A 15958-nucleotide genomic window follows, 5' to 3' on the forward strand; every position below is an offset into this window, starting at 1 on the left:
ATACCGGCGGGGAAAGTTCCCTATCCCCACCGGTGGGCGCGCAGCTCAAGCTGCGCGGCGAACCGGCGCGCTGCCCAGCATGCGTCCCGAGGGGACGATCATGCCAGCCGCGCCGTCAAGCCAGCCTTCGGTGAGCTCAAGCGCGAGAAAGCGCGAGCGTTCGAACGGACCCGGCATGACAAGATGGCGAGCCTTTTTGGCGAAGAAGCCGAAGCGCTCGTAATAGGCGGCATCGCCGACGAGCAGGACGGCGCCATACCCGCGGTTCTTCGCCTCGAGGATCGCCGCGCGCATCAGGGCCGAGCCGACACCCTTGCCGCCGTGACGGCAATCGACGGCGAGCGGACCGAGCAGCAGCGCGTTGATCGGCGTGCCTTCGGCGTTGACGCCGGCCTCCACGTTCCAGAGCCGCACCGTGCCGATCAGATGGCCGTCGCGGTCACGCGCGACCAGCGCAAGTCCTTCGGCCGGAATACGGTTGCGGCGGATTTTCTCCGACGACTTCTTGCGGCGGTCAGTGCCCATGACGCGATCGAGCAGGTTTTCACGCGCGACGACATCCGACGGATTTTCGGCGTCGATGGTGAAGATGGAGGGCGCAAAGAATGCGCGGACAGAATCAAGAACAGCGGCCATCGGGGCCTCCCGCACTCAAAACCGTTTCAGACGGTGACTTCGGAGAATTGTGGATTTGCCGCCCCGGCTGGCTACGGGGCTAGCAGAAACAAGACCTTAGATGACGTAGGCCTTCAGCGGCTCGAAGCCGTTGAAAGCGACGGCCGAGTAGGTCGTCGTATAGGCGCCGGTGCCTTCGATCAGGACCTCGTCGCCGATCGTCAGAGACAGCGGCAGCGGATAGAGGTTCTTTTCATACAGCACGTCAGCCGAGTCGCAGGTTGGGCCGGCGATCACGCAGGGCTCCATCTCGTCGCCATCGCGCTCGGTGCGGATCGGATAACGGATGGCCTCGTCCATGGTTTCGGCGAGACCACCGAACTTGCCGATGTCGAGGAAGACCCAGCGGGCGTCGTCATTGTCCGACTTCTTGGAGATCAGCACGACTTCCGCCTTGATGACACCGGCATTGCCGACCATGCCGCGGCCCGGCTCGATGATCGTCTGCGGGATCTGGTTGCCGAAATGCGTGCGCAGCGCCTGGTAGATCGACTTGCCGTAAGCTTCCGCGGACGGAACGTCACGCAGATATCTGGTCGGGAAGCCGCCGCCCATGTTGACCATCTGCAGGTGGATGCCCTGCTTGGCAAGCTGAACGAAGACACGCTTGGCATCGGCAAGAGCCGAATCCCAGGCATCGACCTTGGTCATCTGCGAGCCGACATGGAAGGAGACGCCGTAGGACTGCAGGCCGAGTTGGTGGGCGTAGACGAGAACGTCGACCGCCATCTGCGGAACGCAGCCGAACTTGCGCGACAGCGGCCATTCGGCGCCTTCGCCATCGGTGAGCACGCGGCAGAAGACACGGGCGCCGGGAGCGGCGCGCGAGATCTTCTCGACTTCCTCGTGGCTGTCGACCGCAAAGAGGCTGACGCCGAGCGCATGAGCGCGAGCGACATCACGCTCCTTCTTGATTGTGTTGCCATAGGAGATGCGGGCAGCGGTCGCACCGGCTTCCAGCGCCATTTCGATTTCGGCAACAGATGCGCAATCGAAATTGGAACCGAGGCCGGCGAGCAGCTTCAGCACCTCAGGAGCCGGATTGGCCTTGACGGCGTAGTAGATGGCGCTATCCGGCATGGCGTGACGGAAGGCGTGGAAATTCTCTCTGATGACATCGAGGTCAACCACGAGGCAGGGACCGTCGGGACGTCGGGTTGCGAGAAAGTCGCGGATGCGCTGGGTGGTCATAGTCGTTCCCTCTTCCAGTTCCAGAGCTCCGGCATGAACCGGAGGACAAAGGGCGTACGAGACCTCGCATTGGAACCAGCCGGTGGAGACCCCGGAACCATAGCAAGCGCTCGATGCGCGGATAGTGAACCAACGCCGCGATGCGGTGTAAGTTCGGCTTTGTCTGCCATGGATTGGAGGGAGAGTCCCAACCGCACTTCCGGCAATGATGGTGTGCCTCTTCAGTAACCCCCGCTGATGGAAAGCAGGGAGAGAACAAAAAGGCCCGCACCGTCGTTGCTTCAGGCGTCCTCGCATTTTCCGGTTGGCCGGAATAGCGACTGGAGGGGTTAATTCCAGGTACCTTACCGATTTCCTCACCAATTCGAGGGTTCGGCGGACACCCATGGGCACGTGCGACTTTGGGCTGACTGGGAGATAAGAATATTCGCCTTCATAATCAAGCGTTTTTTTGATCCTGCGGCCAAAAAAATAATTGAACAAAACGGCCCGATTTGTTCAACATTCCAAAACACCTGTGGGGATTTCATGGACACCTTGACCCGCATACGCGCCTTCATCGATGTCGTCGAGGCCGAAGGCTTTTCCGCCGCCGCCAGGCGCACCGGCCGCTCAAAGGCGCTGCTGTCCAAATATGTTCGCGAACTGGAAGACGAGCTCGGCGCGTTGCTGCTCAACCGCACGACCCGGCAGTTCTCCATGACGGAGGCCGGCCACACCTATTATCGCAGCGCCTCCGATATTTTGAAGGAGATCGACAACCTTGCCGATCTCGTGCGCGAAAACAATGCACAGCTGAAGGGACGGTTGCGCGTCTCTGTCCCTCGCACCTTCGTCGACGCCGACGTGGGCCAGTCGCTGATCGATTTCGCCGGCGAGAACCCGGACCTTTCGCTTGAGATCGCCGCCGATGACCGATTCGTCGATCTGATCGAGGAAGGGTTCGACGTGGCGATCCGCATCAGCAAGCTCGAAGATTCCGGCATGATCGCCCGCAAGATCTCCGATTTCCGCGTCCATCTCTGCGCCACCCCGGATTTTCTCGAGCGCTATCCCGATCTGGACCATCCAAGCGACATTTCCAATCTTCCCTTCATCGTCGATACCAATTCACGCACCCAGGGGAGCATCCGCTTCCACAATCCTGACAATACAACCTTCGCCGTCGCCGTCGCCGGGCCGATCGAGGTCAACAGCCCGCACGCGACGCTACGCGCTGCCCTCGCCGGCATCGGCATCGCCCTTATTCCCGATTTCATCGCCCGCAAGCCGATCGAAAGCGGCGAGCTGGTGACGCTATTCAACGATTACATTCCGACCGACCGCGGCATCTATGCCGTCTACCCGCACCGGCGCTACCTGCCGGCCAAGGTGAGGATCTTTGTCGATTACCTGCACAGCTGGTTCAAGAAGCATCCATGATATCTGCACGGCAAGACGGGCCCGGCCGGGCACCGGAGTGGTGCCGATCGCGATCAACCGACAGACCGGTCCCAATTCCGTCCCAATTTCTGGCAAGAACTTGGTCGAGCGAATAAGGCAGCGGGACGCATGAAAAAATCCATACCATTGATGACCGCGCTTCTTTCGCTGGCGCCGGCCGCCGCCTTTGCGCATCCGCACATCTTCGTCGAGGCGCGGCTCGAAGTCGTAGCCGGCGCTGACGGCAGTGTCGAGGAACTGCGCAATGTTTGGCGCTTTGACGAGGTCTTCTCCTCCTCGGTGGTCATGGATTTCGACAAGAACACCGATCTGAAGCTCGAACCGAACGAACTCGCGCAGGTCGGCAAAACGGTGAAGCAATCGCTTGCCGATTACGACTATTACATGAACCTGACGATCAACGGGAAGAGCGTCACCGTCCAGCAGCCCGACATCATCCATGTCGATTATAAAAACGGCCAGCTCCTGATGTTCTTTGCAGTCAAGCCGGCGGAGAAGATGCCGCTCAAGGGCAGGCTTACCTTCGGCGTCTACGATCCGACGCTCTATACGTCGATCGATTTTCCCACAGACAACGAGCTGGCAACGGTGGGCGACGGCTTCATGGCCTGCAAACACGAGGTGGTAAGGCCGGATGCCGACCAGGTGATATCGCAAAACAAGCAGTCGCTGACGGATGCCTTCTTCAACGACCCCACCGGCACCAACATGTCCAAACTCTTCGCCACACGGCTGGAGCTCACATGCTGATAAAGCGCCCGTCCCTCATCCTTTCCGCAGCGCTGCTCGCGCTCCTGACGGCGGCAAGCCTCGCCCACGCGCAATCGCCGCTTGGCATCGGCACGGCCGAACCGAGTTTTCAACCGACGGGCGGGCCGTTTGCGCCGCTTTTGCTCTACGTGAACTATGAACAGCAGGCCTTCTACCGGGCTCTGACGGGTGCGTTGAAGGGCATGCGGGAGGATCCGTGGCAGCTGACATCGCTGATCGGCCTTTCCTTCGCCTACGGCGTCTTCCATGCCGCCGGCCCGGGCCACGGCAAGGCGGTCATCTCCTCCTACATGATCGCTAACGAGGTCGAGCTGAAGCGCGGCGTGGTTATTTCCTTCATTTCGGCTTTTATCCAGGGTGTCGTCGCCGTGGTGCTGGTCGGCGGCGCCTGGCTGGTGCTGCGCGGCACCGGCATTACGCTGACGACAGCCACTCATGCCATGGAAATCATAAGCTTCGTCACGGTCATCCTCTTCGGCGGCTGGCTGCTGTTCCGCAAACTGCGTTCGATGGCAAGCAATCTGCCGCGCGGCCGGCTGGTGGCGACGTCAGCCGGTCCGGTGTCCATGATGCTGGATTGGAAGGATAACGCAGCCGAACGCCAGTCTTTTGCCTTCAACGGCAAGGCGCAGGCCGTAAACGCCGGCCACAGCTTCGTTCCCGGCATGGTCTGCGAAACCTGCGGCAATACGCACGTGCCCGATCCGGCCCTGCTCGCCGGCGACAGGTTCAGCGCTCGAGAGGCCTGGTCTGCGATCGTAGCCGTCGGCCTTCGACCCTGCTCCGGGGCCTTGCTTGTCATGACTTTCTCGCTGCTGAACGGCCTCTATCTCGGCGGCGCGCTTTCGGTCGCCGCCATGTCGCTCGGCACGGCGATCACGGTTTCCGCGCTCGCGACGCTTGCCGTCACCGCCAAGGGTGCGGCAGTCCGTCTCTCCGGACGCGGCTCGACGGCTTCGCTCTGGGTTGGCAACGCCATTGAAATCCTCGGCGCCCTGCTCGTCATCCTGATGGGCGCCCTGCTGCTCGGCGCCTCCCTGCAAGGATAGGCTATTTTCCTCTGCAACGCTGGTAGCGCGCCCTGAGCCAGAAGATCGCAAAAAACGCCATGATCAGGCAGAAGCCGACGGCGATCCCCAGCGTCGGCGAGAAATTGCCGATCCATAGAACGATGGTCGGCAGAAAATAGAGGACGAGGCCCGCGCCGAGCAAGATGACAGCGGCGGCGATCGCCTGCGAGCGGCTTTCCGGGCTCACGCGAGCCTTTCCTTTTCCAGATCCGCACGAATATCCTGCAGGCGCCGGATCTGTTTGCCGGCCGCGTCGAAATTTTCGGGCGAAAGCCAGGCCTCGAAAGCATCGTTCATCAGCGGCCATTCGGTGTCGATCATCGAGAACCAGGCGGTGTCGCGGTTGCGATGCTTGGAGATCATGTGCTGACGGAACACCCCTTCGAAGCTGAAGCCGTAGCGCAGTGCCGTCGTCTTGCTCGCCTCGTTCTTATTGTCGCATTTCCATTCGTAGCGGCGATAGCCGAGGTCCTCGAATACATGCTTGGCCATCAAGTAGTGCGCTTCGGTGGACAGCGGAGAACGGCTCATATCGCGACCATGAGCCACGCCGCCGATTTCGACGACGCCGTTTGCCGGGTCGGCGCGCATGTAGTTCGCCATGCCGACAACCTTGCCGGTGGCGTTGTCACGGAAGATATGGGTGAGCCAGCCAGATTTGGTGTAGACGTTTTCCAGCCAATTGGCGAAGTCCTCGACGTCCGAGAAATCATCCTGCGAAAAATATAGAAGCAATGGGTTGATGCCCATGCCGCCGAGCCCGTCCCACAGCGCTTCGAGATGTTCCTCACGGCGATAGGGCTCGACGGTGACGAAACGGCCTTTCAGCGTAACCGGCTTTGGCGCCGGGCAGCCCTTGAAATTTGCAAGATCGCGCATGTTCACTCCCCTATTCGGCAGAGTGGATAGGCCAGTCGCCCGATAAAGGCAACCGGCCGGGATGTCACTGTGACAAGGTTGTCTTGGCGGATGACACCGTCGCCTCGATATGGTCGACCAGCTGATCGGCGAGGCCGAGCCGCCCGGCGAGCAGATCGAGATAACCGCGCTCGGCGCGCGAGTCCGGATCGATGGTCAGCCGCGAGGCGGTGTAGAGCTCGACGCGCTGTTCTTCCGTGACCGCCGCAGCCACGAGCGCGTCGATGTCCGTCGGTGACGCAAGCTCGGCCTCGATGAAAGCGGCGGCCTCGCCGCTGACGTCAGCGGCCTTGATCTTGTCCATGATCAGGGCGCGTTCGGCGTCGTCGATATGGCCGTCGGCCTTGGCAGCGGCGATCATCGCCCGGATCAGCACCAGCACGAATTCGTTGCTGCCGGCGGGCGACCCTGGCCCGAAACCGGATTCGACCGGCGGCGGCAGGAGCACCGGATTGTTTGCCGACGGCGCATCCGAGGGGGCCGCGGGCGCTTGGCCGGCCTGATAGTTCTTGTAAGCCTGATAGCCAAGACCGGCGATAGCAGCAAGACCGCCGATCGCCAATGCATTGCCGGCAATGCTGCGGCCGGTCTTGCTGCCGAGAAGCACGGCTGCGATCGCGCCGGTCTTCATCGGATTGTTCTTTGCCGTCTGTATGGCCTCGCCCGCCCTGTCGCGGACTGAACCGCCGAGACCCGGCACCTGCGAACCCAAGAACTGGTCGAGAAGCTTCTTTGCGTCGAACATTCCTCGTCGTCTCCCTGTTTGAGGCCGGAGGAGAACATAGGTTTGCGACGGCTGAAATACAAATAATGGGCGTGGGGGTTGTGCCTGGCGCTCATACCCCGCCCATCCAACCTCAGACCTTCAGAGCGGCGGCCTCGGCCGCAAGCTTGGTAATGCCCGTCCAGTCGCCGACTGCGACCAGTTCCTTCGGCGCGACCCAGGAACCGCCGACACAGACGACGTTCGACAGCGAAAGATAATCCCTGGCGTTCTTCAGCGAAATGCTGCCGGTCGGGCAGAACAGCGTGCCGGCGAGCGGCGAGGAGAGCGCCTTGAGATAAGCGGCGCCACCGGCCTGCTCGGCCGGAAAGAACTTCAGCACCTGATAGCCTTCCTCACGCAGCGCCATGACTTCGCTGGCGGTCGCAGCTCCCGGAAGCAGCGGCACGTCGGAATCGGCGGCGGCATCAAGCAGCTCCTGCGTCGTGCCCGGACTGACGATGAACTTCGAGCCGGCCTCGACAGCCGCTTTCCAATGGGCGGCATTCAGGATGGTGCCGGCGCCGACTTCGGCGCCCTCGACCTCGGCGGCGACGACGCGCACGGCCTCGAGTGCCGCCGGCGTGCGCATGGTGATCTCGATTGCTTTCAGGCCGCCTGCGACGAGCGCGCGGGCCAGCGGCACCGCCGACCTGGCATCGTCAACGATCAGGACCGGAACGACCGGCTGGAGTTTCAGGATGGAAAGGAGCTTCTCTGTTTTCTCGCCCATGGTCGCACGACCTCCTTGAAACGATTGAAATTCGCATCCCGAATAACGCCCTCGCCGAACCTTGTCGAGATAAAACCCGGCTGCGTGAGAAGAAGGGTATGAAATGCCTGGAAATTGGTCTACCGTGCGGCGATCGTCACAAAAGGTTCACCGACATGGCGAAAGAGATCGAGCGGAAGTTTCTTGTACGCGGCGATGGATGGCGTTCCGCCGCCGAGAGCAAGTCTGTCCTGAGGCAAGGTTACATCGCCTCGATGGACGACCGCTCCGTCCGCGTTCGGATCCTCGACGGCAGGAAAGCGAGGCTGACGATCAAGATTGGCCGCAGTGCCATCACCCGTGACGAATTCGAATATGATATCCCGATTGCCGATGCCGAGGAGCTGTTGCAGAGCGCGATCGGCGTCGTCATCGAGAAGACGCGCTACCGCGTTCCGCATCAAGGCTTCGTCTGGGAAGTCGACGTCTTTGCCGGCGAGCATCGCGGGCTGGTGATTGCCGAGGTGGAGATGACGGCGGAGACCGACAAACCTGTCCTGCCCACCTGGCTTGGCCGCGAAGTGACCGGCGATTTCCGCTACTCCAACCAGGCCCTTGCTACAGAATACGGGCACGACAGGCATGGCCTATCGCATTCGGCCTGACGCCGATTTCACCCAGGCATTCCGGAGCATCGCGACCGAGCAGCTGGAAGGTGCCATTACCTTTCTCGAAGAGCGGCCGGACGGTGCGCACGAGGCGATCCATTCCTTCCGAAAAAACCTGAAGCGATTGCGCTCGCTCTACCGGCTCGTCGCGCGCGAGGTGCCGGATTTCCAAGAGCAAGAAAATGCAAGACTGCGCGATGCCGCGCGCGCGCTTTCGGCCATACGCGACGCTGCCGCGCTCATCGGTACCGCGCAATATCTGCAGCATTCAGCCCGCGGGAAAGAGGAAGGCGAGGCTCTCGGCCGGATCGTCATTATTCTCGAGGGGCGCCGCGACTGGATGGCGAAGGCCGAGAGCGGCCTGCAACAGCGGCTGATGGAAACCCCAGGCGTACTGAAGGAGGCGATCGCGGCTTTGGATGGCGTTTCCTTCGATGGCAGCCATCGCAAGAACGCCCGCATGCTGGCGAAGAGCTGGCGCCGCACCGCGCGCAAGGCGAAGGCTGCACTTGCCAGGTGCCACGGCGATGCATTGGCTGGGGATTTCCACGATCTGCGCAAACGCACCTACGATTATCGGCTCTACCACGCTCTTTTGCGCGACATCTGGCCGGGCGCGATGAAGGCCAAGCGCGATGTGGCCAAGGAGCTCGTCGAGGATCTCGGCCACATCCATGACCTTGCCGTACTCTGTGAGCTGGTCGAAGCCGAGCCGCAGCTCTTCACCCGCAACGACGATCTGGCGCATCTTCTTGACGCGATTATCTTCCGCCAGCAGGAAGACCGGCGGCAAGCCCTCCTCAAAGCCGAAACCGTTTTCGCCGATGATCCCGACGAGGAATCGGAGCGTATCGCGCTTCTCTGGCTGACGGCTGCGAATTGAGCGATGGCAGGCGCGATCCTGAAGGCGGACGACCGCCTTCTCGGAAGGCAATTGCGCGATCGGTCAATTTTCTGTATTTCCCGCCCATGACCGACAGCCTGATACACACCGGCCCGTTCCTCGTAGCGGCGCTCTACCATTTCGTATCCGTGCCGCGCTTTGCCAGCTTGCAGGCTCCGCTGCAGGCGCTGAGCGAGGAAAATGGCGTCAAGGGAACGCTGCTTTTGGCGCATGAGGGCATCAACGGTACGATCGCGGGACCGGATGCCGGCATTCACGCCGTGCTCGCCTTCCTGCGTGCGCAGCCGGAATTTGCGCGCCTAGAGCACAAGGAAAGCCGCGCCTCCAAAATGCCCTTCCTGCGCATGAAGGTGAAGCTGAAGAAGGAAATCGTCACCATGGGAGTCGAGGACATCGACCCCAACAAGGTGGTTGGCACCTATGTGGCACCCAGGGACTGGAATGCGCTGATCTCCGATCCCGATACGATCGTCATCGACACCCGCAACGACTATGAGACGGCAATTGGTACCTTTCGCGGCGCGCTCGACCCCAAGACCAAGACATTCCGCGAATTTCCGGATTGGGTGCGCCGGAATACAGGGCTGCACAACAAGCCGAAAGTCGCCATGTATTGCACCGGCGGCATACGCTGCGAGAAGGCCACGGCCTTCATGAAGGCCGAGGGTTTCGACGAGGTCTATCATCTGAAGGGCGGCATCCTGAAATATCTGGAGGAAGTGCCGCAGGAAGAAAGCCTCTGGGAGGGCGCCTGCTTCGTGTTCGATGAACGTGTATCCGTCGAACACGGCCTGAAGGAAGGTGAGCACCGGCTGTGCCACGCCTGCCGCAACCCGATCACTTCAGAGGAAATCACCTCGCCACTCTACGAGGAAGGCGTTTCCTGCAGCCACTGCTATCACACGCGCACGGAGGAAGACCGGCTGCGCTACCGTCAGCGGCAGCTTCAGATCGCGCTGGCAAGAAAACGCGGCCAGCGGCATATCGGCAGCTGACCTGTCCCCGTTGGACGGGCTTGCGCCCCGAGAATTTCGCCGTCAAGCCGCGCCGAGGCGGCGCCGGGTTGATTGCTCCGCAGTACGAAGCTCGTCGAGCATCTCGGTAATTCGCTCGGCCGTCAGAGGCTTTCCGAACAAATAGCCCTGCAGACAGTCGCAGCCGAACAGGCGCATGGCGACCGCCTGCCCCTCGGTCTCTATGCCTTCAGCCGTCACCGGGATATCGAGCGAGCGGGCGAGCGCCACCGTCGCCTGCAGCATTTCCCGCTGACGCTTGTCCTCATTGACGCCCATGACCAGCGAGCGGTCGATCTTGATGCGATCGAAGCCGAACTGCCTGAGATAACCGATCGAGGAGAAGCCGGAACCGAAGTCGTCGAGCGCCACCTTGACCCCCAGCCCCTTCAGCCGTTCGATCGATTGGCGAGTGCGCTGCGGATTCTGGATCATGTAACCTTCGGTGATCTCGAGAGTGATGCGGCTGGCCTCGATCTCCGTCTGCTTCAACACGTAGCGCACATAGTCGGTGAAGGCGGGGTTGCGGAACTGGCCGGGCGAGACATTGACCGAGACGTTCAGTTCCGGCCACTGCTTGGCAGTCTCGCAGGCCTTGCGCAGCACGAACAGGCCGAGCGATTCAATCAGGCCGCTGGTCTCGGCGATCGGAATGAACAGCTCGGGGGAAACCGGGCCGTGGCCCGGACGGTTCCAGCGCACCAGCGCCTCGACGCCGGTCAGCGCATGCGTGCCCGCATCGACCAGTGGCTGATAGGCAAGCGTCAGGTCGCCGCTTTCGATGGCGATTCTGAGATCGAGCTCCAGCGCATTGCGCTGCTCGCGGTCCGCATCCATCGACGGATCGTAGAGCGTCATGCGTGCGCGGCCGGCCTCCTTCGCCTTGTACATGGCCAAATCGGAACGGCGCACCAGCTCTTCGCGGTCGATCGCGCCGGCAGGCGACATGGCAATGCCGATGCTGGCGCCGACGACGACGACGCGGCGACCAATCTCCAGCGGCTCGACCAGAAAATCGAGGATCTGCTCGGAAAGCTGCAGCGCGGCAGCATTCTCGCCGTCAGAGAGAAAGGCGATCGCAAATTCATCCCCGCCGATGCGGGCAAGCACCGCGCCCTGCGGGATCAACACCTTGAGCCCGGCCGCGACCGCCCGGATCAACTGGTCGCCGGTGCCGTGTCCATAACTGTCATTGACTTCCTTGAAACCGTCGAGGTCGAGATAGAGGAGCAGCACGTTGCGCTTGCTCTGGCGGGCTTCGGCGACGAAACGGTCGACGGCGAGCCCGAGGCCGTCGCGATTGGACAGACCGCTCAGCCTGTCGCGCAGCGCCTCCTCGCGGGCGCTGTTTTCCTCTGCCTTCAGGCGGCGGCCGGCGAGCCAGCCGATGGCCAGCAGCACCATAAAGAACATGCCGACGAGACCGAGAGCCTCGAAGACCATCGGCCGCACCTGGGCATAGGCCATATTCCCCGGTGAGCGCGAGGTCCAGACGAGCTTGCCGAGCGTTGCCCCCATCGGATCGACGATGGGCACGAGATAGTTGGCTTTGAACGTCGCCGGCGCCAGCCTCAATCCGCCGATGACGTAGGTCTGGCCGAGCGCGCTCACCCTGTCGTCATCGAGATGACGGGCGAAAATGAGATAGCGATGTTGCCCGACAGGCACATCGAGCGCCCCGGATTTTTGCCGTACCAGCGCCACGCCGGCAGCGGCAATCCCCCGTTTGGTGCCGACGAAACCGACGGCCTGAGGACGGTCCGCCGGGCCGGCCGCTTTGACCGTGTCGAGCAGCTTCCAGAGAGAAGGCGCGAAGAAATCCGCGGGCGGCTCCTCCATCGGTTTGCCGTCGCGATAGGCCATGATGGAATTCTTCGCATCATCGACAACGATCGCCATGTCGAAAAGCGAACTGTTGACCGACATCTCGCCGTAATTGCTGACCGTCCACGCCATGCCTTCGGGCGTGTAGACGTTGGCGGCGGCGTCGTCCCAGGCGGCATAATCGTCGAGCGTCGCACCGAGCTGATCCTCAAAGGTTTTCAACGCGCCGATCGTCGTTTCGCGCGAGCGCTCGTCATCAAGGAGATTGGCATTTTCGGCTACGCGTTCGAGTGCCGTCATCACCATGATGGTGGCGACCGCGACGATGACCGCAAAGGAAAACAGCACGCCGGTGACGGTGATGTGACGGCCTATTCCCGATCCCTTGCGCTGCAATTTTCCCAGTATCTGCATTACGGCTCCCTGACCATCGCACTTTGGCAGTCAAGGGTTCAAAAACGTTTAAGCAACCGCCTGTTGCAGGTTTCCGAGGGTTATTTTCCCCGTCCGAACATGGCGCATTGCGGCCGCCTGCCGGCGGAATTCCGGCCTAGAGCATGTCTTTGCGATGGAAACATGCGTAAAAACAAAGAGGGACAGGCGTTGCGTGCATTGTACCATGCAACGCGCCTGAGACCGGCTATCAACCCGGCTTGTGATTGCCTTTCGGAAATTGTCCCGCCAGGTCGCGATACCACTTGCCGCTCTTCTTCACCGTCCGCCGCTGTGTCTCATAATCGACATGGACGAGGCCGAAGCGCATACGGTAGCCTTCCGCCCACTCGAAATTGTCCATCAGGCTCCAGGCGAAATAGCCGCGCAAGGGATAACCGTCCTTGATGAGATCTGCCAGGACGTCAAGATGGTCGCCAAGATAGTCGAGGCGCATCGTGTCATCGACCTCGCCATCGGCGACACCTGTGTTGTCGCAGGCACCGTTCTCGGTGATGTAGCAGTCCGGCAGTTCGTAGCGGCGATAGAGGTCTTCGACGAGGAGCTTCAGGCCCGGCGCATAGATTTCCCAGCCGATATCGGTCTTGACCTCGCTTGCCGGCGGCGCTTTCACCGTCCAGGGAAAATCGCCCTTGCGGTCGGCATCGTCGGTGACGCGCTCGGGCGTGTAATAGTTCAGCCCCCACCAGTCGAGCTTCTGGCTGATCACCTTCAGGTCGCCGTCTTCGATGACAGGCATGCGGTCGCCGAGCGCTTGCACGAACGCCTTGGGATATTCGCCCTTGAAAACCGGATCGAAGAAGGCGCCGTTGTGGAACTGATGCGCGCGTTCGGCGGCAGCGAGGTCGGCAGGGCTGGTGGAACTGGCAATAATCGAGGCAGCGTTGAGCACAAGCCCGACCGGTACGTTCGGGGCCTCCGAACGGATTGCTTCGACGCCGAGACCGTGCGCAAGGTTCATGTAGTGCATGGCGTGAAGAGCGGCCTGCATATTGCGCTCGCCCGGCGCATGGATGCCGTAGAGATGGCTGAGCCAGACGATGCACCAGGGCTCGTTGAAGGTCGCGACGGCGTCGAGACGGTCGCCAAGCCGGCTCATCACCGTTTTGGCATAGCGCTGAAAGGCATAAGCGGTTGAGCGTGCCGTCCAGCCGCCGTCACCGGCAAGCAGCAGCGGCAAGTCCCAATGGTAGAGCGTCGCGAAGGTCTTGATCCCGCGCGCCTTGCAGCCGTCGACGAGCCGGTCGTAGAAATCGAGGCCGGCCTCATTCACTGGACCCGTGCCGTCGGGAATGATGCGCGGCCAGGCGATCGAGAAACGATAAGCCTCGACGCCCATCTCCTTGACGAGATCGAGATCCTGCTCCAGCCGGTTATAGTGATCGCAGGCAACATCGCCATTATCGCGATTGTGGACGCGCCCGGGCATGTTGCAGAAAGCATCCCAGATGGACGGCTTGCGCCCGTCGGCCTTGCTCGCGCCCTCGATCTGGAAGGCGGCGGTGGCGACGCCGAAGGTGAAATCGCCGGGAAAGCGGCCTGCAAGCGTATTCGCATCGATCATCTGTAAATCCCGTCTCTCAGCGTGTGAATGGATTGTTTAGGCTCGGATTTAGCCAAGCCGGAAAACAAAGTACAGATCTGGCGGCCGAAAACTGCAACGTTACAGTAGGCCGCGAAGCGGTAGCGTCTGCAGCACTTCGTCGCGTTCACCCGCCGCGCTCTCCGACGCTGACCGCTCTCATAATGCGAACGTCAGAGTCGAGACTTGCCGCCGCGCCCACGATCACCGACACGGCCAAAACATCGCAACATGAAAGGAATCCGATGCTGTCTTCGATCCATCTGCTGCAGCCGCACCTGCTGAGCCTGCTGCGCATCATCTCGTCGCTCGTGCTTTTCAGCTATGGCACGCAGAAGATCCTGCATTTTCCGGCCGCGGCAAGCGTGCCGCCGATGGGCTCGCTCTCCTGGATTGCCGGGCTGCTCGAACTCACTCTCGGCTTTCTGGTGCTGGTCGGCTTCCAGACCCGAATCGCAGCTTTCGTGCTTTCGGGCTGATGGCCTTCGCCTATTTCATCGGGAATGCGGGAAGGAGCTTTTATCCCGCGCAGAATGGCGTCGTCGAGGCGATCCTGTTCTGCTTCTTATTTCTTTATCTGGTGGCGCCGGGCCGCTCAGCGTCGACGGCCTGATGAAGCGCCGCACTGCGGCCTGACGAAGGACGGGCAAGCCGAGGCAGCCAATGGCCGCCTCGGCATTGTCGCGGGCTCCGTCCATTTCACGCGAATCGCCAAGCCTCAGAGCTTGACCCACGCCCCGTTTTTCTTCGACGAGGCGACACAAGCTTCGACGAAGGCGACACCCTTCACACCGTCGTCAACCGTGGGATAGACCACTGCCTTGTCGACCGCCTTGCCCTTCTTGCGGGCATTGATTGCATGTGCGGCTTCCGTATAGATCGTCGCGAAGGCCTCGAGGTAACCTTCTGGATGGCCTGACGGCACGCGCGTAACGCGGCCAGCAGCCGCTCCGGCACTGGCGCCGCCACGCGTGATCAGCCGCTTCGGCTCCCCGAAAGGCGTGTACCAGAGATAGTTCGGATCCTTCTGGGTCCATTCCAGTCCGCCCTTGCTGCCGTAGACACGGACCATCAGGCCGTTCTCATGGCCAGGCGCGACCTGGCTGCACCAGAGCATACCCTTAGCCGGCTTCTCCGACCCCTTCGCCTTGAAGCGCAGCATGACGTGAGCATTATCATCCAGCCGGCGGCCGGGCACGAAACTGTCGAGATCGGCGGCCAGGCTGTCGAGCTCCAGGCCCGTGATGAAGGAGGCAAGGTTATAGGCATGCGTGCCGATATCGCCTGTGGAGCCGCCGACGCCGGACTGGGCCGGATCGGTGCGCCAGGCGGCCTGCTTCTGGCCGGTCTGCTCGACGGCTTCCGTCAGCCAGTCCTGCGGATATTCGGCCTGGACGACCCTTATGTCGCCGAGTTCGCCGTTGGCGACCATCTCGCGTGCCTGGCGGACCATTGGATAACCGGTGTAATTATGCGTCAGCACGAAGAGCGCGCCGCTCTCGTCGGCCACCTTTTTCAGCTTCTTCGCATCGGCGAGGTTCGATGTCAGCGGCTTGTCGCAGATGACATGGATGCCGCGCTTCAGGAATTCCTTGGCCGCATCGTAATGCACATGGTTCGGCGTGACGATCGCCACCGCCTCGATGCCATTCTTCAGCTTCGCCTCGCGGATGGCCATCTCGCGGTAGCTGGAATAGGTCCGTGACGGGTCGAGACCGAGGTCTCGCCCGGACTGAACCGCCTTCTCAGGCGTCGACGACAATGCGCCGGCGATGAGATCGTACTGATCGTCGATGCGCGCCGCGATCCGGTGCACCGCACCGATAAACGCGCCCGCACCGCCGCCCACCATGCCGAGCCGGATGCGCGGCTCGCGGGTCTGTTCCGATGATGCTTCGATTGCCATTCTTGTCCTCCTGAAATTTGAATTTGGTGCGGATGCGCCCCTCATCCGGCTGGCGCCACCTCTCC

At 61.7% G+C, this 15958-nt stretch carries 15 protein-coding genes and 1 pseudogene; 7 read left to right on the plus strand and 9 right to left on the minus strand.

Features of this window, described 5'->3' with window-relative positions:
* Positions 1 to 45: 45 nt before the first annotated feature.
* Entirely contained in the window at positions 46 to 636 is a 591-nt protein-coding gene (locus tag RHE_RS18550) for a GNAT family N-acetyltransferase (RefSeq protein WP_011426841.1), read from the minus strand.
* A 96-nt stretch (positions 637 to 732) separates the two neighbouring features.
* Positions 733 to 1866: an ornithine/lysine decarboxylase gene (gene odc2, locus RHE_RS18555; RefSeq protein WP_020922297.1), complete on the minus strand. Its 1134-nt coding sequence runs from the start codon at positions 1864 to 1866 to the stop codon at positions 733 to 735.
* Between the two features lie 528 nt (positions 1867 to 2394).
* Here odc2 and RHE_RS18560 point away from each other — a divergent pair.
* The 3 genes from RHE_RS18560 to RHE_RS18570 all read left to right on the plus strand — a co-directional run bounded on the left by RHE_RS18560 (position 2395) and on the right by RHE_RS18570 (position 5129).
* Entirely contained in the window at positions 2395 to 3288 is an 894-nt protein-coding gene (locus RHE_RS18560; protein WP_020922298.1) for a LysR family transcriptional regulator, read from the plus strand.
* Positions 3289 to 3417: 129 nt separating this feature from the next.
* Positions 3418 to 4059: a DUF1007 family protein gene (locus RHE_RS18565; RefSeq protein WP_011426844.1), complete on the plus strand. Its 642-nt coding sequence runs from the start codon at positions 3418 to 3420 to the stop codon at positions 4057 to 4059.
* The gene (locus tag RHE_RS18570; RefSeq protein ID WP_011426845.1) at positions 4053 to 5129 is read left to right on the plus strand and encodes a nickel/cobalt transporter; all 1077 of its coding nucleotides are present in this window, start codon (positions 4053 to 4055) and stop codon (positions 5127 to 5129) included. The genes RHE_RS18565 and RHE_RS18570 overlap by 7 nt, the downstream gene beginning before the upstream one ends.
* A 1-nt stretch (position 5130) precedes the next feature.
* On the opposite strand, the gene RHE_RS18575 is transcribed toward RHE_RS18570, so the two are convergent.
* The 4 genes from RHE_RS18575 to RHE_RS18590 all read right to left on the minus strand — a co-directional run bounded on the left by RHE_RS18575 (position 5131) and on the right by RHE_RS18590 (position 7564).
* Entirely contained in the window at positions 5131 to 5337 is a 207-nt protein-coding gene (locus RHE_RS18575) for a hypothetical protein (protein ID WP_042119031.1), read from the minus strand.
* Positions 5334 to 6029, minus strand: coding sequence for a GNAT family N-acetyltransferase (locus RHE_RS18580; RefSeq protein ID WP_011426846.1), 696 nt, complete (start codon positions 6027 to 6029; stop codon positions 5334 to 5336). Before RHE_RS18580 ends, RHE_RS18575 begins: the two co-directional genes overlap by 4 nt.
* Before the next feature lie 64 nt (positions 6030 to 6093).
* Positions 6094 to 6813 carry a tellurite resistance TerB family protein gene (locus tag RHE_RS18585; RefSeq protein WP_011426847.1) on the minus strand — a complete coding sequence of 240 codons (720 nt, stop codon included), beginning with the start codon at positions 6811 to 6813 and terminating at the stop codon, positions 6094 to 6096.
* Between the two features lie 112 nt (positions 6814 to 6925).
* Positions 6926 to 7564, minus strand: a complete 639-nt coding sequence (locus RHE_RS18590) for a 2-dehydro-3-deoxy-phosphogluconate aldolase (RefSeq protein WP_011426848.1) — start codon at positions 7562 to 7564, stop codon at positions 6926 to 6928.
* 155 nt (positions 7565 to 7719) lie between these two features.
* Between RHE_RS18590 and RHE_RS18595 the strand changes: the two genes are divergently transcribed.
* From RHE_RS18595 to trhO, 3 genes are all read left to right on the plus strand, one after another.
* On the plus strand, positions 7720 to 8208 hold the full coding sequence (locus tag RHE_RS18595; RefSeq protein ID WP_020922302.1) for a CYTH domain-containing protein: 489 nt from the start codon (positions 7720 to 7722) through the stop codon (positions 8206 to 8208).
* Positions 8186 to 9094, plus strand: a complete 909-nt coding sequence (locus tag RHE_RS18600) for a CHAD domain-containing protein (protein WP_011426850.1) — start codon at positions 8186 to 8188, stop codon at positions 9092 to 9094. Before RHE_RS18595 ends, RHE_RS18600 begins: the two co-directional genes overlap by 23 nt.
* 86 nt (positions 9095 to 9180) lie before the next feature.
* Positions 9181 to 10110, plus strand: coding sequence for an oxygen-dependent tRNA uridine(34) hydroxylase TrhO (trhO, locus tag RHE_RS18605; protein ID WP_020922304.1), 930 nt, complete (start codon positions 9181 to 9183; stop codon positions 10108 to 10110).
* Between the two features lie 42 nt (positions 10111 to 10152).
* On the opposite strand, the gene RHE_RS18610 is transcribed toward trhO, so the two are convergent.
* Together RHE_RS18610 and RHE_RS18615 are read right to left on the minus strand one after the other, a co-directional pair.
* Complete coding sequence (locus RHE_RS18610; RefSeq protein WP_011426852.1) at positions 10153 to 12366, minus strand: putative bifunctional diguanylate cyclase/phosphodiesterase; 2214 nt, start codon at positions 12364 to 12366, stop codon at positions 10153 to 10155.
* A 229-nt stretch (positions 12367 to 12595) separates the two neighbouring features.
* A complete protein-coding gene (locus RHE_RS18615; protein ID WP_011426853.1) occupies positions 12596 to 13969 on the minus strand; it encodes a GH1 family beta-glucosidase in 1374 nt (457 codons plus the stop codon).
* A gap of 263 nt (positions 13970 to 14232) precedes the next feature.
* Here RHE_RS18615 and RHE_RS18620 point away from each other — a divergent pair.
* Positions 14233 to 14623 (plus strand): annotated as a pseudogene (locus RHE_RS18620) (DoxX family protein).
* Between the two features lie 82 nt (positions 14624 to 14705).
* On the opposite strand, the gene RHE_RS18625 reads toward RHE_RS18620, so the two are convergent.
* Positions 14706 to 15893, minus strand: a complete 1188-nt coding sequence (locus RHE_RS18625) for a Gfo/Idh/MocA family protein (RefSeq protein ID WP_011426855.1) — start codon at positions 15891 to 15893, stop codon at positions 14706 to 14708.
* Positions 15894 to 15958 lie beyond the last annotated feature (65 nt).

Source organism: Rhizobium etli CFN 42 (assembly GCF_000092045.1).
GTDB lineage: Bacteria > Pseudomonadota > Alphaproteobacteria > Rhizobiales > Rhizobiaceae > Rhizobium > Rhizobium etli.

Bases quoted from the DNA above. Each gene is read 5' to 3' on its own strand.
- RHE_RS18550 (WP_011426841.1), bottom strand. From the start codon at position 636: ATGGCCGCTGTTCTTGATTCTGTCCGCGCATTCTTTGCGCCCTCCATC.
- odc2 (WP_020922297.1), bottom strand. From the start codon at position 1,866: ATGACCACCCAGCGCATCCGCGACTTTCTCGCAACCCGACGTCCCGAC.
- RHE_RS18560 (WP_020922298.1), top strand. From the start codon at position 2,395: ATGGACACCTTGACCCGCATACGCGCCTTCATCGATGTCGTCGAGGCC.
- RHE_RS18565 (WP_011426844.1), top strand. From the start codon at position 3,418: ATGAAAAAATCCATACCATTGATGACCGCGCTTCTTTCGCTGGCGCCG.
- RHE_RS18570 (WP_011426845.1), top strand. From the start codon at position 4,053: ATGCTGATAAAGCGCCCGTCCCTCATCCTTTCCGCAGCGCTGCTCGCG.
- RHE_RS18580 (WP_011426846.1), bottom strand. From the start codon at position 6,029: ATGCGCGATCTTGCAAATTTCAAGGGCTGCCCGGCGCCAAAGCCGGTT.
- RHE_RS18585 (WP_011426847.1), bottom strand. From the start codon at position 6,813: ATGTTCGACGCAAAGAAGCTTCTCGACCAGTTCTTGGGTTCGCAGGTG.
- RHE_RS18590 (WP_011426848.1), bottom strand. From the start codon at position 7,564: ATGGGCGAGAAAACAGAGAAGCTCCTTTCCATCCTGAAACTCCAGCCG.
- RHE_RS18595 (WP_020922302.1), top strand. From the start codon at position 7,720: ATGGCGAAAGAGATCGAGCGGAAGTTTCTTGTACGCGGCGATGGATGG.
- RHE_RS18600 (WP_011426850.1), top strand. From the start codon at position 8,186: ATGGCCTATCGCATTCGGCCTGACGCCGATTTCACCCAGGCATTCCGG.
- trhO (WP_020922304.1), top strand. From the start codon at position 9,181: ATGACCGACAGCCTGATACACACCGGCCCGTTCCTCGTAGCGGCGCTC.
- RHE_RS18610 (WP_011426852.1), bottom strand. From the start codon at position 12,366: ATGCAGATACTGGGAAAATTGCAGCGCAAGGGATCGGGAATAGGCCGT.
- RHE_RS18615 (WP_011426853.1), bottom strand. From the start codon at position 13,969: ATGATCGATGCGAATACGCTTGCAGGCCGCTTTCCCGGCGATTTCACC.
- RHE_RS18625 (WP_011426855.1), bottom strand. From the start codon at position 15,893: ATGGCAATCGAAGCATCATCGGAACAGACCCGCGAGCCGCGCATCCGG.